Origin of the sequence: Halomonas sp. BDJS001, assembly GCF_026104355.1 — a bacterium.
Lineage (GTDB): Bacteria > Pseudomonadota > Gammaproteobacteria > Pseudomonadales > Halomonadaceae > Vreelandella.
Window position 1 is genome coordinate 4287996 of sequence record NZ_CP110535.1, and the last position, 21990, is coordinate 4309985.

17 protein-coding genes are annotated in these 21990 nt (G+C 52.5%); 6 read left to right on the top strand and 11 right to left on the bottom strand.

Annotated elements, in window-relative coordinates:
• Positions 1 to 167 precede the first annotated feature (167 nt).
• The 11 genes from OM794_RS19935 to OM794_RS19985 form a co-directional block, all read right to left on the bottom strand.
• Positions 168 to 1013 carry an AraC family transcriptional regulator gene (locus OM794_RS19935; RefSeq protein ID WP_226246710.1) on the bottom strand — a complete coding sequence of 282 codons (846 nt, stop codon included), beginning with the start codon at positions 1011 to 1013 and terminating at the stop codon, positions 168 to 170.
• Positions 1014 to 1085: 72 nt separating this feature from the next.
• The gene (locus OM794_RS19940; protein WP_319001044.1) at positions 1086 to 2276 is read right to left on the bottom strand and encodes a Gfo/Idh/MocA family oxidoreductase; all 1191 of its coding nucleotides are present in this window, start codon (positions 2274 to 2276) and stop codon (positions 1086 to 1088) included.
• Positions 2276 to 3211: a TIM barrel protein gene (locus OM794_RS19945; protein WP_226246709.1), complete on the bottom strand. Its 936-nt coding sequence runs from the start codon at positions 3209 to 3211 to the stop codon at positions 2276 to 2278. Before OM794_RS19945 ends, OM794_RS19940 begins: the two co-directional genes overlap by 1 nt.
• A gap of 737 nt (positions 3212 to 3948) precedes the next feature.
• Positions 3949 to 5430, bottom strand: a complete 1482-nt coding sequence (locus tag OM794_RS19950) for a sugar porter family MFS transporter (protein WP_226246708.1) — start codon at positions 5428 to 5430, stop codon at positions 3949 to 3951.
• Positions 5431 to 5733: 303 nt separating this feature from the next.
• Complete coding sequence (locus tag OM794_RS19955; RefSeq protein WP_226246707.1) at positions 5734 to 7236, bottom strand: CoA-acylating methylmalonate-semialdehyde dehydrogenase; 1503 nt, start codon at positions 7234 to 7236, stop codon at positions 5734 to 5736.
• A 25-nt stretch (positions 7237 to 7261) separates the two neighbouring features.
• The gene (iolE, locus tag OM794_RS19960) at positions 7262 to 8161 is read right to left on the bottom strand and encodes a myo-inosose-2 dehydratase (RefSeq protein ID WP_226246706.1); all 900 of its coding nucleotides are present in this window, start codon (positions 8159 to 8161) and stop codon (positions 7262 to 7264) included.
• Between the two features lie 88 nt (positions 8162 to 8249).
• The gene (iolD, locus tag OM794_RS19965; RefSeq protein ID WP_226246705.1) at positions 8250 to 10100 is read right to left on the bottom strand and encodes a 3D-(3,5/4)-trihydroxycyclohexane-1,2-dione acylhydrolase (decyclizing); all 1851 of its coding nucleotides are present in this window, start codon (positions 10098 to 10100) and stop codon (positions 8250 to 8252) included.
• A gap of 33 nt (positions 10101 to 10133) precedes the next feature.
• On the bottom strand, positions 10134 to 12053 hold the full coding sequence (locus tag OM794_RS19970) for a bifunctional 5-dehydro-2-deoxygluconokinase/5-dehydro-2-deoxyphosphogluconate aldolase (RefSeq protein ID WP_226246704.1): 1920 nt from the start codon (positions 12051 to 12053) through the stop codon (positions 10134 to 10136).
• Between the two features lie 389 nt (positions 12054 to 12442).
• Positions 12443 to 13315, bottom strand: a complete 873-nt coding sequence (locus OM794_RS19975; protein ID WP_320442893.1) for a Gfo/Idh/MocA family oxidoreductase — start codon at positions 13313 to 13315, stop codon at positions 12443 to 12445.
• A gap of 14 nt (positions 13316 to 13329) precedes the next feature.
• Positions 13330 to 14226 (bottom strand): sugar phosphate isomerase/epimerase family protein, encoded by an 897-nt coding sequence (locus OM794_RS19980; protein ID WP_226246702.1) that lies wholly within the window; start codon positions 14224 to 14226, stop codon positions 13330 to 13332.
• 53 nt (positions 14227 to 14279) lie between these two features.
• Complete coding sequence (locus OM794_RS19985; RefSeq protein ID WP_226246701.1) at positions 14280 to 15104, bottom strand: TIM barrel protein; 825 nt, start codon at positions 15102 to 15104, stop codon at positions 14280 to 14282.
• Positions 15105 to 15496: 392 nt separating this feature from the next.
• Here OM794_RS19985 and OM794_RS19990 point away from each other — a divergent pair, with 392 nt between their 5' ends.
• From OM794_RS19990 to OM794_RS20015, 6 genes are all read left to right on the top strand, one after another.
• Positions 15497 to 16360, top strand: a complete 864-nt coding sequence (locus tag OM794_RS19990; protein ID WP_226246700.1) for a MurR/RpiR family transcriptional regulator — start codon at positions 15497 to 15499, stop codon at positions 16358 to 16360.
• A 327-nt stretch (positions 16361 to 16687) separates the two neighbouring features.
• Entirely contained in the window at positions 16688 to 17605 is a 918-nt protein-coding gene (locus tag OM794_RS19995; protein ID WP_226246699.1) for a sugar ABC transporter substrate-binding protein, read from the top strand.
• Between the two features lie 54 nt (positions 17606 to 17659).
• The gene (locus OM794_RS20000; protein ID WP_226246698.1) at positions 17660 to 19210 is read left to right on the top strand and encodes a sugar ABC transporter ATP-binding protein; all 1551 of its coding nucleotides are present in this window, start codon (positions 17660 to 17662) and stop codon (positions 19208 to 19210) included.
• A gap of 39 nt (positions 19211 to 19249) precedes the next feature.
• Positions 19250 to 20278: an ABC transporter permease gene (locus tag OM794_RS20005; RefSeq protein ID WP_413229632.1), complete on the top strand. Its 1029-nt coding sequence runs from the start codon at positions 19250 to 19252 to the stop codon at positions 20276 to 20278.
• A gap of 48 nt (positions 20279 to 20326) precedes the next feature.
• Entirely contained in the window at positions 20327 to 21130 is an 804-nt protein-coding gene (gene iolB, locus OM794_RS20010; protein WP_226246697.1) for a 5-deoxy-glucuronate isomerase, read from the top strand.
• 113 nt (positions 21131 to 21243) lie between these two features.
• Entirely contained in the window at positions 21244 to 21987 is a 744-nt protein-coding gene (locus OM794_RS20015) for a sulfite exporter TauE/SafE family protein (protein WP_226246696.1), read from the top strand.
• Positions 21988 to 21990 lie beyond the last annotated feature (3 nt).

The window sequence follows — 21990 nt, forward strand, 5'->3', positions numbered from 1 at the left end:
AGTGGGTGCCGGAGCGTCTGCTACGGGCCCAAGCAGACTCCATGATAGCGATACTAATCTATGAGAAAGGTCACCTAAAGAGAGGAAATGAGAATGCGTGAATGGGAAGAACCACTTAACCACAGGAATACTGCTGATAAGGCCAAGCAGGAAAGCCCAAAACTCTTTCACTTTAAGTAATGGTTTCTATAGCCACCGGGCGTCACTCCGACAACCTTCTTGAAAGCAGTATTAAAGTAGCTGGGATAATGATAACCAACCTGCTCGGCTACTTCGGTAATACTCAGACTTGTATTAATAAGGAGAGTCTGCGCTTCTCCCATTCGGCGCCGAATCATATAGTGTATAGGTGAGCAGCCCACCGAGGCCTTGAAGCAGTGAGCAAGGTGATAGCGACTTACTTTAAACCGCTTAGCAAGAGTCTGGAGATCAAGCTCGTCAGCATATTTCTCATCAATAAAGCGTCTCACTTCCTGTCCAAGGTCGTAATCTAGGATATTAAGCTGCGCGTAAGATTGCCCCCTCATACGGCTTACTAACTGAATCAAAGCTTGCAACAAATGATGACAAATATCAGCATTTCTACTAGCTTCGACCTGGTCATATAGCAACTGCATCAAACTTTTAATCGAATCGTAATGCTCGCCGCTGCCAAGCACAGGTTGATCCTGCGCAGATATTAGATGGTTGGCAGGTAGCCCCCGAAGTTTAAGCCCTTGAAAACCACAACAATAGGCCACAAGACCGACGCTTGGCTGAGCAGCCTCATCATGTAATGTACCACTGTTATAAATCAGCACGTCGCCGTCTTGGGTAGTATACTTCTGGCCGCCAATTATATGGACTCCCTGCCCTTCGCTGATAAAAACGATTTCTGTACAGTTGTTATGGCGATGCATTGTTCGCGGCATCTCACTCTGCTTGCCTTCAACCATACACATATAGAGCAACTCACCGGGCTGTTCAACCACCACAGAGCTACTATGGGTAGGTTTCATAAAGCGTTGAATCACGATGTTAGCCTTATTCTTAACGGTATTAAAATATAACCTAGTAGCTCAAGGTAACTTCAAACTCTAGCTAATTCAGAAATAATCGACCCAAGTCGCTCCAGCATCGGCAGAACGCACGCAATTCTCTACCCAACGCACGCCTTCTAATCCTGCATCAATACCCGGCACACCAAGCGCTTCAACACCAGCCACATCATCACGTTCCATCGCCTCCATAGCGAGAGCAAAGCGATAGTAGAGGTTAGCCCACGCTTCAAATAAACCTTCCGGATGACCAGCACCAATGCGATCATCCTCCCGCGCTTGAGGATAGAGATACTCCATGCCTCGTTCGAGGAGACGCACAGGTTCACCTTGCACTTCGTAACGCAGCTGGTTGGGATGCTCATCCCACCATTCGATACTTGCTCGAGACCCAATAACCCGCACTTTCTGCCCATGCATGGAGCCAGCGTTGACTGCCGAAGCCCACAAATGCCCCATAGCACCACCTTCATATTCCATAAGTACGTAAGCGTTATCCTCAAGCGGTGCCCGGCTGGCGACAAAACTTTGCCGAGAACAAAGCAACCTTTTGATGCGAAGCTCTGGCAACATCATTTCTGCAATGTAATACGGGTGAGTTGCCAAATCACCTAGCACATAGCTGGGCCCGGCGTAGCGAGGGTCGACCCGCCAACGAGTGCTGGGGCTCGCATTCTCAACAGCTTCGCTGTGGAAGCCATGAGCAAACTGCATATGTACCATGCGAATATCACCGAGATCCCCGTTGGCGATCATCTCCCGGGCTTGGCGCACCAGCTGGTGGCCCGCATAACCATAGGTAACACCTACAATGCAGCGGTTCTCTATAGCCAACGCCCGAAGCTCTTCTGCCTCTGTTACATTGAAGCATAGAGGCTTCTCACAAACCACGTGCAAGCCAGCCTCCAGCGCCGCCTTGCAGATGGCGAAGTGGGTGTTATTGGGTGTTGCGATGGAAACTGCCTGAATACCGTCCTCTCGTTTAGCCTCCTCGGCAAACAGCGTCTGGTAGTCTGGGTAGCAACGCTCGGAGTCCACCCGCAGCGACACGCCAAACTCACGCCCCCTTGCTGGGTCGATGTCGAATGCACCAGCCACCAGTTGAAAGCTATTGTCGCGCAGCGCTGCACAACGATGGATATAGCCGATCTGACTTCCCTGACCGCCGCCCACCATCGCCCAACGAACTGGCGCAGTCACTTTTGTATCACCCTGTATCATGGTTTTGTATCCTGTCATCAAAACTCGTTCTGAAAGCCCCGGCGTTTCAAATACTCTAAGCTGGCTGTAACGTCGGCGAGGCTACCATCGGCATCGCGAGGGTCACGCTCCTGCTCAATCGTGATATAGCCTTGATAACCAATCTCTTGAAGGAGTTGATAGATAGCTTCGTAGTCAATAACTCCTTCTCCAATCGGACACATGACTCCACGTGCGCAGGCATCAAAAAAGTCCACTTGGCTGGCCATGACATTTTCAAAGACTTTTGGCTCAATATCTTTGAAGTGCAGATAATCTATTCGGTCTGCATGGTCGCGAATCCAGGTTACGGGATCCATGCCCGAATAATAGAGATGGCCAGTATCCAGGCACAATCCAGCGGTGTCATAGGAAATATCTGCCATCAATTGCAGTATTTCATCCTCAAACTCGATGTACCCTCCAGCATGGGGATGAATGACGGCTCGGATGCCATACTCGCGGCTAGCTAGCTCAGCAATGATGCGAATATGATCCATGAGGGTGTCCCACTGCACATTATCTAGACGCGGCGCTTTATCGGAGTGGCCCGCATATAGACTGCGCTCATCATGAACATGGTCGATCAATACCAAGTAGGGTGCAGGGTAGTCTTTGCCTGGCTGACTTGGTAGCTTTGGAAGCTGTTTCAGGAAGGTACAAATTTCATGAGTCTGACGAATAAGGTTATTTCGATTGGCGGGGTCAACTAGGTCATCAAAAATAGTACCCGCGACAACTTTCAAGCCACGTTCCTCAAGCATTTCTCCAAGGTGCCCTTGAGCTAGTGGCAAGTAGCCGTAAGGCCCAAGTTCTAGGCCCTGGTAGCCCGCTTGCGCGGCCTCATCCAACACTTTCTGCCAGGGTGGTAAATTCGGGTTATTAACGTCGTCGACGCCCCAACAACAAGGCGCGCTAGCGATTTGCATGCTCATCAAGTGCCTCCTATACGGTTATTTTTATATATGGCGGTTCTGATTCAGGCCTTATTAAAACAGTTATTCACAGCACTCACTGTCACTTTCTTGTTATTGTTAACTTCTCATCAAATAAATTCATTTCTATAAATCAAACACTTAACAATAAAACAGGAATTACCCACTGCCACTACTACATATTCTTGCGATTTTAAAGCATCAAGCAAGATGTCTCTATTTTGTGCAGGCTTCAATGCGCCAAATCTAACATCAGGCACCCAAGCAGAAGCATGGGCACCTGACCCATGCCACTGGCGACAAGAACTTAGTTACGTCCGATGTATTCATCTAGGTTATCAGGTATTACCCACTCAAAAGGCACCCAAACAGGGCGGTCTCAATGACCAAGTGCAACACCTGACTCACTTGGTCATTGAGACCGCCGAGTCTCCGTATTGAAGCCCTATTTTGTGAAAACGATATTCTTGCTTCCTGTGCGATTGACGCGCTGCATAATAGAGGAAACTCAAACAGAATCGGTATTGTGGGCTTGACGATATAGCTGAAGCATCCTCTCCTCACTACGCACTAACCACCTACCGGCAACCATTAAAGCAGTTGGTTGACGAGGCAATTCGGTGTCTAGATGGAGGAAGGGGAAACGTCCCGCCCGCTTCTCTTACCTGGAGAATTGATCATCCGTCAATCCCATTAAATGAGCGGGGCAGTTATTGCCCCGCGTTATAACTTTTGATTTAGCGAACAGCTTCTGCAAAGGTTTGATTATTGACGCGATGTTGGTTGCTGATACCGCTACGCTTAGCCAACACATGGTCTTCCATATGTTCCAAGGCAACCCCGTTAGTTTCTGGCAGAAAGCGACGAATAAACAAATAAGCCAGCGCCATCAAACCAGCGAATATCCACATTGGGAAAGCCCCATGAAACTGTTCGTTCAGCCAAGCATTCTGGTTTAACACAGGGAAGCCTTGGCCAATTAAGAAGTTGCTTATCCAAAGTACAGTAACCGATAGCGACATGCCAAATGCACGCATTCTATTAGGGAATATTTCCGAAACGATAATCCACGCCCCCAGCGCCCAGGAAAACGCAAAAAACAGCATAAAAATCAACATTCCTGCTAAAGTGAGACATCCCTGAACAATAGCGGCATCTCCGCTAAGACCAGCCGATCGATAGAGGAAGAAAGATGTTACCAGTAAGCCAAAGACACAGCCGAGAGTGCCAACTCGGAACAGCGGTACACGACCAACTTTATCCATTAGCATCATGCCAATCAGGTTGCCAATTAATTGGACAACGCCGATCCAAATAGTAAGAAACATAGCGACCTCGGTATTACCGGTGACATCACCGAGAACTACCGGGGCGAAGTACATCATCACGTTAACGCCGCTAGCCTGTTGGAAGAACGCAATTAAACAGGCAATAGCTGCAATAAACCAAAAGCGACGATCACGAATCAAATCGCTTTTTCGGTCAGCCTGCTGGCGACGTAACCGATCACTTTCCAACGACTCATGCACTTCCACAAGAACGCTTTTAGCATAATCTGGCCCCCCAATGCGGCTTAAGGTTTTCAGCGCTTCTTGATCACGGCCCTTCATAACCAACCAGCGCGGGGACTCTGGAATAAAAAACACAATCAGACAGAACAGTATGCAGGGCAAAACCTCTGAACCAATCATTACACGCCAACCCGCCTCGGTTAGCCATGCATCGGTTGCGCCTTTAGCAATCAGATAGTTGACTACAAATATCACAACCTGCCCGAATACAATAGCAATATTCTGCATACTAAGCGCACGGCCTCGGAGGCTCTTCGGCGATACCTCGCTCATGTACATCGGTGAAACCGCCGAGGCAATGCCAACAGCAATACCGCCAATGAAGCGATAGACAATAAACCAATAAAAAGTGGTCGCTAAGGCGGCGCCAATCGCTGAAATAGTAAACAATAAAGCGGCAATTATTAGCGTCTTTTTGCGACCCAGCCGAGCCGCAACAACACCCGATGCAAAGGCACCTATAATACAGCCAATTGCCACATTGGAAACCGCCCATCCCGTCTCAAACGAGCTAAGGTCAAAATAACGCTGTATTGGCCCAATAGCACCCGAAATTACCGCCGTGTCATAACCAAACAAAAGGCCACCTAACGCGGCAACACCACATATTGTCAGTAGGTACCTTAGATTGTACTTAGTCGTTTTCATACCGAGTTTCCTCGTACATACGTTTTGTATTCATTGTTATTGATATTTACGAATTGATTTACCCTATTTATAGAACATATATTCTATAAAGACTGAACTCAAATTATTTATTCTATACTTTAGTCGTCTAGACAGACTTCACACGCTTTCAATGTTGAAAAAGCGTTCCATTTAGGCTGGATACATTGCTCACTGCTTCGCCGCTTATCTTGTTACGAGTGAGATAAATAATTAGAAACGTAAGAGCGGATTCAAAAGAACGCCGAACCAATAGGGAACGGCGCAATGTAAATGAAGAAAAAATTAAAGCGTGGGCATAGTGAAGTGATTGGTCTCTTCACGGATACCGCTGGGCCAGCGCTGGGTAATGGTCTTCATCCGCGTGTAGAAACGCACGCCATCGGGGCCATGCATATGCAGCGGGCCGAACAACGAGCGCTTCCAACCGCCAAAGCTGTGGAACGCCATGGGCACGGGAATAGGGACGTTGACGCCGACCATGCCGACCTGAATCTGCTCGCAGTATTGGCGCGCGGCATCCCCATCACGGGTAAAGATCGCTGTGCCGTTGCCATACTCATGTGCGTTAACCATGCTGACCGCTTCATCGAAACTTGCCGCGCGGGCAATCGCCAGCACCGGGCCGAAGATCTCTTCAGAGTGAATGCGCATACCGGGCTTGACGTAATCAAACAACGTGCCGCCAATAAAGAAACCATCACCGGCGCCGTCCACCGCCGTTTTGCGGCCATCTACCACCAGCTCTGCGCCTTCGTCCACGCCAGTTTGGATATAGCCTTTGACCTTTTCCAGGTGATCGCGAGTCACCAGTGGGCCCATATCGTTATCGGGGCCATCGACCAGGCCAGGCCCGACGCGCAGGTTCGCGAGTTCAGCCTCAAGCTTCTCACGCAGCTTCTGGGCGGTCTCCTCACCCACGGGCACCGCCACCGAAATGGCCATGCAACGCTCGCCTGCGGAGCCGTAGGCGGCACCCATCAGTGCACTAACGGCTTGATCAAGATCGGCATCCGGCATGATCACCATGTGATTCTTGGCACCGCCCAGCGCCTGAACACGCTTGCCATGTTTTGATGCCGTGGCGTAGATGTACTCGGCAATCGGGGTAGACCCCACAAAGCTGACGGCTTGAACACGCTCATCGGTCAGCAGTACATCCACTGACTCTTTATCGCCATTGACGACGTTGAAGACGCCATCCGGTAAGCCCGCCTCTTTCAGTAGCTCAGCTAAGCGCATCGGCGTGGAGGGATCCTTCTCCGACGGTTTCATGACAAAGGTATTGCCACAGGCCAGCGCAATGGGGAACATCCACATGGGCACCATTGCCGGGAAGTTGAACGGCGAAATACCGGCGCACACGCCGAGCGACTGCATCATGGAGTAGCTATCTACGCCGGTGCCGACGTTCATGGAGTGCTCGCCCTTTTGCAGGTGCGGAATGCCACAGGCAAACTCGACCACTTCCAGGCCACGGGTTACTTCGCCTTTGGCGTCAGAAAACACCTTGCCATGCTCTCGGGAAATCAGCCGCGCCAGCTCGTCGGTGTGCTCCTCCACCAGCGCCTTGAATTTAAACAGAATACGCGAGCGCTTAAGCGGAGACATTTTCGACCAAGTGGCAAAGGCCTCATCGGCAACGCGCACGGCTTCCTGGGTCTCCTGCGCAGAAGAGAGCGCCACCTGCAGGCTCTGCTCACCAGTGGCGGGATTATAGACAGGCGCGGTGCGGCCGCTTTGGCTCGCAACCGCCTGACCATTGATGAAATTACCTAAGATACTCATCGCTCAACTCCTCTTGGTGTTCGGTTTACGCATCCACGGTTAAACGGGCTTCGGCGCAGAAACGGCGTAAATTGTCATGCCCTAAACAAGCGTAGGTAAGCGGGTGGGCCACGGCAGGATCCTGCTCCGCCTCTACCACCATCCAGCCCGAATAGTCACTCTCCCGGAGCCCTTCAAATAAGGTGGTGTAGTCGATATAACCATCGCCCGGCACGGTGAACATGCCGTTCAGCACGCCGTCGAGAAAACTGAGATCCCGATTACGCACGTCCGCCAGTACGTCTTTGCGGATATCTTTGCAGTGCACATGATTGATGCGATCTGCGTACTTCTTCTGCAACGCCACCGGATCGCCGCCCGCTGCCACCAGGTGCCCGGTATCCAGCAGCAGCCCAACCGAAGGAGCGGCTTCGGCCATCAGCCGATCAATCTCATCAGGCGTTTCAATCACTGTGCCCAAGTGGTAGTGGTAGGCGATTTGCACCCCCTGCTCCAGGCAGTAATCAGCTACCTGATTAAGTCGTGGAATAAATGTCTTCCACCCCTCCTCACTCATGCGCGGCGAGTGAGAAAGAGGCGTGTCACGCTCGCCGTGCACGCAGTGGGTCACTTCACAGAACACCATGACGTTGGCGCCCAGCGATTTGAGCAGGTGCAGGTGCGGCTTGAGTGCTTCAATCTCGTCCTCGGCACTGCGGGTCAATAATTCGCTGCTGTACCAGCCTGAGACTAACGAGAGGCCGTGCTTCTCAAGAATGGGCCCAAGCTTTTCTGGCACCCGGGGGAACTTATGGCCTAGCTCGAAGCCCGAAAAGCCTGCCTGCTTACCTTCGGCAAGGCAGGTATCCAACGGTGTATCACCGCCTAATGCGGGCATATCATCGTTAGTCCAGGTAAGTGGATTAATACCGAGTCTTACGCTCATGGCGGTCTCCGTTACTGTTGTTATTCACATTTAGATTGCGTCGTTATTAAAAGTGGGTCGTTCTTCCAAATAAGCAGAGGGCAGCGCCTTAAAGATTCTGGAATTGGCGCGCTTTGTACGCCTCATAGCGTTCGCGGGCCGTATTCACTTCGGCGCGTTCGGAAACCTCTGGCACTGCCACGTCCCACCAGGCACCACCGTCTTGGGTATCGGTCGAGCCATCGGTATCGATAGCAATCACGTAACTACGGTCAGCGGCCTTGGCACGCTCAAGCGCTTGTTCTAATTCCTGAATATTGCCGACCTGCTCGCTGAGTGCACCCAATGCGGCCGCATGCGCTGCGAAGTCGGTCTTGGGGGCACCTTCATCAACGCTCAAGCAGTCATCCAGCATGTTGTTAAAGCCGGGCCCGCCGCAGAACTGCTGCAGGCGGTGGATGCATCCATAGCCACGGTTATCGAGAACTACAGCGACGATCTTGTGACCCAACATGACCGAGGTGGCAATTTCTGAATTGAGCATCAGGTAAGAGCCATCGCCCACCATCACAAACACTTCAGAGTCGGGCTTGGCCATCTTGACGCCGACGCCACCGGCTAACTCGTATCCCATGCAGGAGTAGCCGTACTCCATGTGATAGCCGCGATCAAACCGCGTACGCCAGAGTTTTTGCAGCTCACCCGGCAGGCCACCTGCCGCACACACCACGATGTCGCGCTCGCCCGCCGCGCGGTTAACTGCACCAACCACTTCTGCGTCGTAGGGCAAGTTGTTGCCGCGGTCGGCGGTCACCTTATCGACGGTCTGGTTCCAATCAGCGCGAAGTCCAGCGGCTTGCTCAACCCAGCTCTCCTCTGGCTGCCAACCCTCGAGCTCAGTGATCAGTTCCTCAAGGGTCAGCTTGGCATCGCCTACCAGCGCCTGCCCCTTGTGCTTAACCGCATCGAAAGAGGCCACATTGATGCTTAGCAGCTTGGCATTCGGGTTAATCATGGCGCGCGAGCCAGAGGCGAAATCCCCCAGCCGGGTACCGACGGCAATAATCAGATCCGCTTCAGCCGCCAAGGCGTTGGCAGCCGCGCCGCCGGTGACGCCAATCGTGCCTACATTCTGGGTGTGATCCCACGGTAGTGCCCCTTTGCCCGCCTGGGTCTCTCCGACAGGTAGCTGGTAGCGAGAAACCCACGCATCAAGGGCGGTTATAGCCCCTGAGTAGTGCACGCCGCCCCCTGCCATCACCAGCGGCTTTTTAGCCTGGCGGATAAGCTGAACCGCACTTTCCAACTCATGGCGATCTGCTGACTGGCGACGCTGCCGGTGCACCTTCTCGGCAAAGAAGTGTTCGGGATAATCAAAGGCGAACGTCTGGATATCTTGAGGCAACGCCAGTGTGACCGGCCCACACTCGACCGGATCCGTTAGCACCCGCACCGCCTGGGGCAGCGAGGTGAGCAGTTGCTCGGGCCGCGTAATGCGGTCAAAAAACCGGCTGACCGGTTTGAAGCAATCATTAGAGGTCAGTGTGTGATCGTGGAAGTTTTCCACTTGCTGAAGGACAGGATCAGGCATGCGCGTGGCAAACGTATCCCCTGGCAGGAAGAGCACAGGCAGGCGGTTCACATGCGCTACTGCGGCTGCCGTGACCATGTTCGTCGCGCCTGGGCCCGCCGATGCGGTGCAGGCCATTACCTGCTGACGATTGAGTGTTTTGGTATAAGCAATGGCGGCATGGGCCATGCCCTGCTCATTGTGCGCGCGATAGGTTGGCAGATACTCGCGCGCCTGATACAGCGCCTCGCCTAGCCCGGCGACGTTGCCGTGACCAAAAATGGCCCAAACACCCGGAAAGAGCGGCTTAATCTCGCCCTCAATGTCTACTTTCTGGGCCAGCATATAGCGCACGACCGCTTGCGCCATGGTGAGTCGAATAGTATTCATAGCTTTGTCACCCTTGTCATAAACTGGAATGCGCTAGGCCGCGCGCTGACGCTTCTGCCAGGCATCAACCAGGGTCATATAATTGGCCAGCACCGCTTCTATCAGTTGTTCATCGTCATAGTCGCCACGAAGCCAGCGGCGGCTTGGCTCACCAAAGATGGTGCGACCAACGGCAAAGCCTTTACACACATCGACGCCGGCACTATCCATTAATCCCTCTTTAAGCTCATCCAGCGGCGCATCCAAGCCCAGCATCACAACACCGCGGCAGTGAGGCGCACGGGCTTTGAGTAACGTACTAATACGCTGCCAGCCATCTCGTGTTTGCGGAGGGAGTTTCCACCAATCGGGCTGCACACCCAGATTGTAAAAACGCTGCATCGCATTGATGAACATATCGTCATCAGCAGCCAGGTCGCGCGGCGGGATAATTTCCAGCAATAATTCATTGCCCGACTCAGCGCAGGCGCGATAAAGCTCCATCACTTGCCTTTCCTGGACTTGCCGCAGGGTCACTTGATCTTCCGGGTGGTAGAAAACAAGGCACTTGACGATATGTTCCTTCGGCCATTGCTGAAGGCGTGAGCCGATACTGCGCCCACCTTCCAGTTCGATGGGCCGGGAGCTAGGCAGCTCCACCGGCCGGGCGATCCACCAGCCTCGCCCGGTGACATCGTTAAGCGCATCCTGACCGTAGGTATCGTCAATCAATACCCCCACGCGGCTGTTACCCAATTGCTCACTACCGCGCTCTGTCGCTTTCACAAGCAGTTGCTTTAGGTAAGGAATCCTGGCGACATCAGCCCCTTCTTCACGGGCCATATCAAAGAGTTGTTTGCGGTGATCAAACGCCATGATGCAGAGATCATCCCACTGCTGGGGGTTGCGCTGAGTGGTCACACGGTGCAGGTAATTAAGCCGGGTATCCAGGTCTGGACGGGCAATGGACTCCGCTCTGGAGAGGTAATCGTCAAGCTCTTCGGCACTGGGGATCGCCGGCGCGCAGCCGTGGCGGGAGACCACCAGAGCACCACAAGCGTTGGCATATGCGCAGCTGCGTTCATGAGGTTCATTACGCAGCCAGCCTCGCAAGAAACCGCTCATAAAGGCATCGCCTGCACCCAATACATTCAGTACATCGACGCGCACCCCAGTGTGCACCACGAAGTCTTCTTCGCTATCGGGGATAACCCCGTCGAGCACCGTACACCCCTGAGCTCCCAGTTTGAGCACGATGGTGGCATCCGTGAGTTCGCGAATACGCTTCAGTGCTGTAAGAGTATCGGTACTGTTGCCCGCGATATGCACCTCTTCTTCGGTGCCTACCACTAAATCGAGGTCAGGCAGAATCGTCTGTAAATGGCGGCTAACGCCTTCATCGGAAACGAACCGGGTTTCACCATCACCCAACGTGGTTAAGCCCCACAGCACCGGGCGATAGTCGATATCCAGAATGACTTTGGTGCCAGCGGCTTTGGCGTATTCAATCGCTGTTTTACTGGTCGTGTAGGTTTGTTCTGTCGAGAAGTGCGTCCCGGTAATCAGCAGCGCGTTGCTGGAGGCAATAAAGGCAGGATCGAAATCTCCACTATCAACGGCCATGTCGGCACAGTCATTCCGATAAAAGATCAGCGGAAACGTATCGCGGTCTTTAATGCCCAGCACCACCATCCCCGTGAGTCGCTCTTTATCGGTGACGACGTGGCTGGTGTCGACACCGGCTCTGGCCAACTCTTCGCGCACGAAGCGGCCCATGTGCTCGTCACCGACGCGCGTCAGCATCGCTGTTTTCAGCCCCATGCGAGCCGTTCCATAAGCGATATTGCCTGAAGAGCCCCCCAGGTACTTGGCAAAGCTGCTCATATCCTCCAAACGGCTACCCACTTGGTTGCCGTATAAGTCAACAGCCGCTCGACCGAGGCAGATTAGATCCAGTGTCTTGGTCTTATTCATGGCATCACATCCTACGTGTAGCCAGTCCCTAACCCAGCGTCACTTGTAAAGAGAAGCAGCGTTGCCGTGGATTTTCAGGAATGGACATTGTTATTAGCGTGGTTCGCTTCAATATAGAATTTATATTCCAAATAATCAATATTTGAAACGTGCAATCCGTAATGCTTTGGTTGTACATTCGACAAAATATGACGTCTCAAAAAAAATGGCTCCGTGCAGAGCAGCGGAGCCGTGTATGAGGAGTTTGAACCGTTAGGCGTAGAACGCCGGTCGCTCTGGCATCTCAATTTGTTCAATACCGCCGCTTTCCTGTGCTTTGACACACACATCGCCCGCGATGGCGGCCGCATAGCCGTCCCAGGATGAGGGCCCCTTCAATTCACCAGTGGCTACGCCATCAATGAAGGCTTGCAGCTCGACATCAAATGCCTCACCGAAACGTTTTTCCAATCCATGAGAATCTCATTGGAGAGCTGGCCAGCCTGGCGAAGCTGCAGTGATTGAGGTTCTGGCAGTCGGGCAATACCCTCTTCACCCACAACGTCACATTGAATGTCATAACCGTACTTGCAGTTCACAAACACTTCGACGTCAATTCGCACGCCTTTGACGGTCTCAAGCAGCACGATCTGAGGGTCTTCAACCTTGCTGTGAGCATGGCGCGTCTTGCGGGGGAATAGTACCTGAGCACTTTTGTAATCGTCGTCCAGCAGCCAGCGGAACGTATCCAATTCATGAATCAGCGTGTCGTGAATCGCCATGGGGGTAATGTAACGCTCCGGCACGTCCGGGTTGCGATGTGCAGCATGAACAATCAGAGGCTCACCTAGACGGTTGCTATCAATTGCATCCTTCATCAACCGGTAACCGCTGTCGTAGCGGCGCATAAACCCGACCTGAACAAGTCGCTTATCGGCCTTTATTTCCGCATCAATGATATGTCGACAGCCCTCAGCAGTGGTCGCCAAAGGTTTCTCGCAAAAGACCGGCTTACCGGCTTTAATAGCGGCCAATACATACTCTTCGTGGGTAGGGCCCCATGAAGTAACCATCACCGCATCAACACTTTCGGCGCTAATCAGCGCCTGACCATCTTCATAAACCTGCGCCTCGACGCCCAACCGTTCCACCACTGCTTTGGCCTGATCAAGGTTAACGTCAGTAACCGCGACAATCTGACCGCCGGTCAACTGTTGGGTAATACGACGGGCATGTTCTTCCCCGATCATGCCGGTGCCGATAATTCCTATTTTTACGGACATAATTGTTTTCCTTATTATTTCCAGTATTTGTCGACGTAACGTTGAATCTCACCACGCATAAAACGATTGGAGGCTTCAGCTCGCTCTTCCCAACCGAATACACAGCTGGAGAGCACACCATCAAAGCCAATTTCATGCAGGGTTTTGAAGAAAACGTCCCAGTCTATTTCTCCCTCCCCCATATCCAGGTGCTGATGGACTCGGGCAGTAGAACCAGGGGGGTTAACGATATAGCGCAACTCCGAAGAAGCTTTGTGGTTAAACGTATCAGCGACACGGGCGTGAACTAACTCACCCTTGGTGGCACGGATGGTGGTCGCCAAGTCGTCACCGTAAAAAAAGCTATGGGGGGCAATATAGGAGCTTTTAATAGCAGGTGAGTTAATGGTTTTAATGATTTCCACCGCCGGCTCCATTGTCTCAATCCAGTCTTCAGGATGAGGCTCAATGCTCAGCGTTAATCCTTCGCGCTCAAGAATGGGTACCAATACATCCATCGAGCGCCAAAAGGCGTTTTCGCACGCTTCTGGAGTATGGAGCCCTGCTCGGTCTGCCTGAGAACGCTCCACTGAACCGCCGCGCCCGAATTCGGAAATCAGCAGTGGATTATCAAGCTCTACCGCCACTTCGATAATTCTTTTCCAGTTATCCATGGCCATTTCCCATTCATCGCGATAGGGGCTAGACCATCGATACATCGGCTGCATGGTGGCAAGGCCAACATCATGCTCTTTCATGGCTTTTTTAAATGACCTGATAGCCTCAGGATAAGCACGCGGCCGAGTCCACCACACCATGAAATCGGGGCGGGGCGACAGTTCTATATAGTCGTAACCAAGCTCTTTAGTGAGTCGACAAATGTCTGGCAACGAGAGGTGCCGGTGCATATGCGGATCGAGGGCGATTTTCATTAAATTCTCCTTGTCTTTATTATTGCGCTTACAGCGCGATAACAGAGCCAGCGCTAGCCCAGCTGATGCTGAATAAATGCCATACTGTCTCGCAGCGTTGCCACTGGATCTTTCTGTTGATGTACCGATGTGGCAAAAGGCTCAAAAGAGACATACCCGTTGTAGCCATCGCTTAATAAACGCTTAAGTTGTCCTACGTTATCGAGACGATCTTGAGTGCTTACTAGCACGCGATGCTCATCTAACATGCCTTCAAAGGTGACATCGGGATCTTCAAGTCCAGAGATATGTACCAACCCTGTCATATCAGCAAAAACATTAGACTCACTGGCGCCTTGATGATGGAAAGTGTCGTGTACTAGTGAAAAACGCGATGACAGGTTAAGTGCATGGATGACCTCTACCGCTTCGCCTTTAGCCCGCAACGAGGAGGTGGGGAATCCAAGGGGCTCAACAAACCCCTGTAGGTCGTAACGACCCAGTACTTTATCCAGCGCTGTTAACGCTTGCTCCAGGCCAGCCTTACGCTCTTCGGCACTGGCTCGGTGCTCGGCGTCTACTAGCGGGCAGAGTACTAACCCTCGTCCACCCGCTGCATGAACCCACTGAGCCAGCGTTTCTGCCTGCCCCTCCCGCTCTTCGTTCCAAACGTTGAAGGGGTAAAGCGCATTAATGCTCAAAACCTCAATGCCTAATTCTCGTGCCCGCTGACCAGCACTGCTTGCAGAATCCAGATCAACGATACTGTTACCCCCCACGTCGTTGCGCAGTTCTACTGCACCTACGCCCATTTCAGCGGCGGCTTCGATAAGCTGCTGAGGCGTCCAGCGCGGGTTAACCATATGATTCAGCGCGAATTGAATAGAGTGCTGCACCATGGAGGTCTCCAATTAGAGTGGTTTGGTTGTTTTTCTTAAATAGGACAAAAACGAGCTCAGCTGTTGGGCTAGCCAAGCAATGATGTCCAACGTTAAAACGAGAATAGAACATACATTCCAAACAGGAAACATACAGAATATTCGATTCCTTTATTGTTTGGCATCAACTCAAGTCGTTAGTAATGAAATCAATAATTTATTGTTTTTATTACGCTAATCCTAGTCAACACATTCGACCAAAGCAGTACCGTTAAGCTCAAAAATCTCTCATATGAATTTGTGATGATTTACTTGGTGCTATCGAAAAGCATTTATAGAATTTATATTCCCATTTAACTACGCTATGAATCACATATACGATGACAACATTAAATGTGACTAGCAGGCGCCCTATGAGCCAAGTACCACAAAGTTTTACAACACTAGAAGAGCGGATCACCGCTGAATACCCCACTCTAAGCCGTCGTTTGCAGCAAACAGCACGGTTTCTTTTAGATCATCCTCAAGAGGTGGCTTTCGCGACGGTTGCTCAGTTGGCTCAACAAGCAGGAGTGACGCCCTCAACGCTCATTCGGTTTTCTAATAACTTTGGGTTTTCAGGCTTCTCAGAGATGCAGCAGTTGTTTCGTGCCCGTCTGTTTGATGAATTACCCAATTACAACGAACGCATCCGTGCAGTACGCACAGCCACAGGTGAAACACCGGACAGCACTCAACTGCTATGGGAATTTGCCAGTGCCAATCAAGAAGTACTCCAACAGCTCCCTGATCGGATCAACCCTGATCACCTGGAGAATGCGTTGGATATTTTCGAAAAAGCTCAAGCCATTCATGTAATGGGCGCACGCCGCAGCTTTGTGGTCGCTAGCTATATGACCTATGCCCTTCACCATATAGAGAAACCCGCCTTTCTGATGAACGGTATTGGCGGTATGTACAGCGAGCAGGTAAAAGCGGTGGCTACTCATGACGCATTGCTGGTTATCAGCTTCGCCCCTTACGCTCAAGAATCCCGTGATGTCGCGGAGGAGGCTCTCCGAAGAGGCATCCCACTGGTGGTTTTGACAGACTCAAGTCTCAGCCCACTAGTGCGCTTGTCTGACGTAGCACTGATAGTGCACGAAGCGGAAGTAAAGAGTTTTCGAGGACTGACCGCCTCGCTTTGTCTTACTCAGACACTTGCTATTTCACTCGGCGTTCGCCAGGACAAAGCGTTGGATCTGCAAAAAAGCCGCAATCAACCTGACCAGCCTTAATCGCTGCTGCTATCGATACCGACCACTCCCCTTTCTCCCACTTGAAGAGTGCCTGCTTAGCCAGATGCAGCAGGCCTATCAGTCCTCGAAGCCCCCCTTCCTTGGCTTTTGCACCACGGTTACACAGCGGAAATATTTAGCTTTTCTAGAAATCAATCGCTCTCCTGGCGAAAGAAACAAATATTCCATTTATACCAAAGTATGGAATTAAAATTTTGCTTTTGGCGCAAATAGAATCTAAATTCCATACATAGGATATGCGCACTCTTAATTGCCGCATCCGAAATGGTGATCACAATCACAACAATAATACTCAGGAGAATACCTATGAAACGCCTTCTACTTGGCGCCGCCCTCGCAGCCACTTGCACCACTGCCATGGCTCAATCTATCGGCGTCTCCATCGCCCGTTTCGATGATAACTTCCTTACCTCTATGCGTCAGGCGATGGAAGCCGAAGCCGAAGCGCAGGGTTACGATATCCAGTTTCTGGATGCTCAAGAGGATATTGGCCGTCAGCTTAGCCAAGTACAAAGCCTTGCTGCTCAAGGAGTGGATGCCATCATTATTAATCCCGTTGATACGGCAGCAACATCACGCATGACAGGAGAAGCCGTACTGCAGAACATTCCCTTAGTGTATGTAAACCGTGAACCCGAAGGGGATGACTTAGATAATGACGGCGTGGTTTTTGTCGGCTCAGAACAAAAACGTGCGGGCACTCTCCAGATGGAGGCACTAGCCGAGATGCTTGGTGGCGAAGGTAACGTTGCCATCATGTTGGGGAACCTTGCATCTGGAGCTACACATAAACGTACCAACGGCGTCAAGGAAGTCGCTGCCGAGTATCCGGGTATTGAGATCATCGCAGAACAACCCGCAGATTATCAGCGCACTGAAGCCATCGATCTTATGACCAACTGGATCGTTGGCGGCCAGCAAATTGATGCCATCGCTGCCAACAACGATGAGATGGCGATTGGCGCCCTCAACGCCATGCGCCAGTTGGGGATCAGCCCTGAAGAGATCCTAGTAGGGGGTATCGATGCCACTCGTGATGGACTCGAGTCCATGCAAAGCGGCGAACTGGCCGTCACAGTCTTCCAGGATCCGGTCGGCCAGGGCGGTGGTGCGGTGAAGGCAGCCATCGATCTAGCCGAAGGTAATGAGGTCGAGAAAACCACGATGGTGCCTTTCCAACTGGTCACCCCCGAGACGCTTGAAGAATTTCTTGCCAATCAATGAGGCGTTAGGCTCGCCAAATGGCGAGTCTGCCTTGATGTTTCAGGAGAAACCAGCATGGCGTCAATGACCGCAGAAAACCTGACTCCCGATAGCGCCGAGTTCATTCTTGAAGTAGCCGATGTCCGAAAGGCGTTTCCCGGTGTAGTAGCACTGGACAATGTCCAACTAAAAGTTCGTCCAGGCACCGTACATGCCCTGATGGGTGAAAATGGTGCAGGCAAGTCGACCCTGATGAAAATCATCGCTGGCGTCTATATTCCCGATCAAGGAGAGGTTCGTTTAAAGGGCCAGCCGTTGACGTTGCAGGGCCCGTTGGACGCACTGGAAGCCGGGATTGCCATGATCCATCAGGAGCTTAACCTGATGCCATTCATGACTATCGCCGAAAACATTTGGATTCGTCGTGAGCCGCTCAATGCGTTTGGCATGATTAACCACGACAAAATGAACCAGATGACCGAGGCACTTTTTGAGCGTCTGGGCATCGACATGGATCCAGAAATGGAGGTGCGAAAGCTCACCGTCGCTGGCCGTCAGATGATTGAGATTGCCAAGGCAGTCTCATATGAATCCGACGTACTCATCATGGACGAACCGACCTCTTCACTAGCTGACCGCGAAGTGGAGCACCTTTTCAGAATTATCTCTGACCTGCGGGCGCAGGGCAAAGGCATTATCTACATCACTCACAAGATGGATGAAGTGTTCGAGATCGCTGACGATATTTCGGTGTTCCGTGACGGTCAGTTCATTTATTCCGCTGCAGCAAGCGATATGACATCCAACGAGATCATCAAGCTGATGGTTGGACGTGAGGTCACTCAAATGTTCCCCAAAGAAGATGTGCCCATCGGTGATGTAGTGCTGTCGGTACATAACCTCTGCTTAGAGGGGGTCTTTGAAGACATCAGCTTTCAGGTACGTGCAGGAGAGATCCTTGGCCTAGCAGGCCTGGTAGGTTCTGGCCGCACCAATATTGCCGAGACGCTGTTCGGCGTGACCCCTCCCACCTCAGGCAGCATTGCCATTGATGGCAAAAAGCACGTCATCAGTTCACCCCATCAGGCAATGCTGCGCGGCTTGGCGTTACTCACTGAAGATCGTAAGGAAACAGGCTTGTTTCTTGGCCTTTCGGTCGAAGAGAACATGGAAATGGCCGTATTGCGAGACGGTTATACCCGCGGCACGTTCGTTGAGCAGAGTCGGCTCGACCAAGAGTGCGACGCAATGAAGGAACGCCTAAGCGTCAAAACCCCTTCCATGGAAGAACGCATCGGCAACCTCTCCGGCGGCAACCAGCAAAAAGTACTGATCGGCCGCTGGCTGATGACCAAGCCGCGCATCTTGATTTTGGACGAGCCCACCCGCGGGGTAGACGTCGGGGCAAAAGCCGAAATTCACAAATTAATCACCGAGCTGGTCAAGCAAGGTGTGGCAGTGATCATGATCTCTTCCGAACTGCCAGAAGTGTTAGGCATGAGCGACCGCATTATGGTGATGCACCAAGGCAGAGTGACAGGCTTCCTCGACCGCAGTGAGGCCAACCAAGTCAATATCATGGAGCTAGCCTCATCACCGGTGGCACCACCGGTCGTCGAAGCCTGATCACCTTCCCGACAACGGGTACTAACGAGGTAGAAAACAATGAACAATACAATGGAAGCCACCGACCACCTGGAGGTGGCCAAGAAACGCAAGAAAAAGATTCCCACCGAAGTCAGCATCTTTCTTGTCTTGGTGGGTATTGCAATACTGTTTGAGATTCTAGGCTGGATCGTACGTGGCGACTCTTTCCTGATGAATCCGCAACGCCTGCTGATCATGATTCTTCAGATGTCGATTATCGGCATTATCGCTATCGGGGTTACCCAGGTCATCATCACTGGCGGCATTGACCTTTCGTCCGGGTCGGTACTTGCATTGACGGCAATGGTTACCGCCAGTTTTGCTCAACAGTCAGACTATCTGCGCGCTGTCTACCCGGCACTCACCGATCTACCCTGGGTATTACCCTTATTGGCCGGGCTCTTGATCGGCGCCCTGGCAGGCTTGATCAATGGCGCCTTAATAGCTTTTGCCTTGATTCCCCCCTTCATCGCCACCTTGGGCATGATGGTGAGTGCGCGGGGTATGGCTCGCGCTTATACCGATGGCCAGCCGGTGAGCATGCTTACCGATCAATTCACCTGGATTGGTTCAGGGGCCAACCCTGTGATCATTTTCCTGGCGGTAGCTGTGCTCTTCCATATCGCGCTGAAGTACACCCGCTATGGCAAATACACTTACGCCATCGGTGCCAACCCCCAGGCAGCCCGTGTCTCCGGTATTAATGTGCGGCGCCACCTCATCATGGTGTATGCCATTGCTGGCCTGCTGGCAGGTCTGGCCGGTGTCGTGGCATCAGCTCGCGCGGGTACCGGCCAGGCGGGCATGGGATTGATGTACGAGCTTGATGCCATTGCAGCCGCCGTCATCGGCGGCACCAGCCTAGCGGGCGGGGTGGGTCGCATTGCGGGCACCGTCATCGGCGCACTCATTTTAGGTGTAATGCTAAGCGGCTTCACCTTTTTGGGGGTCGATGCTTACTACCAGGACATCGTGAAAGGCGCCATTATCGTCGCGGCAGTGGTCGTAGATCAGTATCGTCAGCGTCGTCGTTTAAAAACTGCTTAATATTTTACTTATCCCTACTGCCAACACGCAGTTGAAATTGGAGGAACTATGTCATCCCTACTGGTACGCCCCACCGCCCCAGATGCCCAAGGCACCGTGATTGACGTTACCCCAATATCGGCTGGCTGGACGCACGTTGGCTTTCGGGTGCACAAACTTGCCAAAGGTCAGCGCCTGGAGGCCAGCAGCGATAACCAGGAAGTGTGCTTGGTGCTGCTCACCGGGCGCGCCATGGTAACCTGCGGCGAGCACCGCTTTGAAGATATCGGCCAGCGTATGGATATCTTTGAACAGATTCCGCCTTACGCGGTTTATCTGCCCAATGGGGTTAGCTACGCGGTGGAAGCGACAACGGATTTAGAGCTAGCGGTGTGCGCCGCCCCTGGGCATGGCAACCATGCCCCACGGCTCATCACGCCTGACAACATCAAGCAGAGCACCCGTGGTCAGGGCACCAATACCCGCCATGTGCACGACATCCTGCCGGAAACCGAGCCCGCCGATAGCCTATTAGTAGTCGAAGTATTCACACCTGCGGGTAACTGGTCGAGCTACCCGCCCCACAAACACGATGTGGATAACTTACCCCACGAGTCGCTGCTGGAAGAGACTTACTACCACCGTATCAACCCTGCCCAAGGGTTCGCCTTCCAGCGCGTTTACACCGATGACCGCAGCCTTGATGAAACCATGGCGGTGGAGAACGGTTGCTGTGTGTTGGTACCCAAAGGCTACCACCCAGTGGGCGCGGCTCATGGCTACTCGCTCTACTACTTAAATGTGATGGCGGGGCCCAAGCGGGCGTGGCAATTCCATAACGACCCCGACCACGAGTGGCTAATGAACGCGTAATAGGTCGACAATTTGCCCGCTAACGTTTATCTAATGCTATGCTATCTTGCCCCGCTTCTGCGGGGCTTTTTATTGACCACTGACACCCGAGAACTGATAACCAAGAGAGGCGTATGCTCCCCGACTACTCCGTGATCGCCTGGCTGCTGATCCTGTTTTCCGTTTACCTGACCGGCGTTTCCAAAGGCGGTTTTGCGGGTGGGTTCGGCACGCTGTCGGTTCCTCTCATGGCGCTGGCAATTAGTCCCACCCAGGCAGCCGGCCTGTTGCTGCCGCTGCTACTGGTGATGGACGTGTTTGCGGTTAAGGCGTGGTGGGGCAAGCAGGACGCCAAGGAGGTCTGGCGCTTTGTACCGGGCTTATTCATTGGCGTGGCAGTGGGAACGCTGCTGTTCGACAGCCTGAGCGAACAGGGCTTGCGCCTGACACTTGGCGTTATCACTTTGCTGTTCGCCGCTTACATGCTGCTGAAGCCCATTGCCAAGAAGCCTATTTCTTCACGTTGGGCGCTGCCCGCCGCCAGTGTCTGCGGCTTTACCAGCTTTATGGCCCATGCGGGCGCGCCGCCGCTAAATGTCTACCTGCTGCCGCGCAAACTCTCTAAAGAGACCTTTATTGCCACCTGCGCAGTCTCCTTTGCGGTGGTCAACGTGATCAAGTTAGCGCCTTATATGTGGCTTGGCGAAATCAACGTCACCAGCGCCTGGGCGTCGCTACTGCTGGTGCCCATCGCCTGGATCGGCGTGCGCAACGGCCTCTGGCTGCAAAGCCGCGTCAACGAAGCGCTGTTTTACCGTCTGGTAATACTGGCCATGTTCTTGGTCGGCTTTAATCTGATTTGGCAGGCACTGAAATAGGTA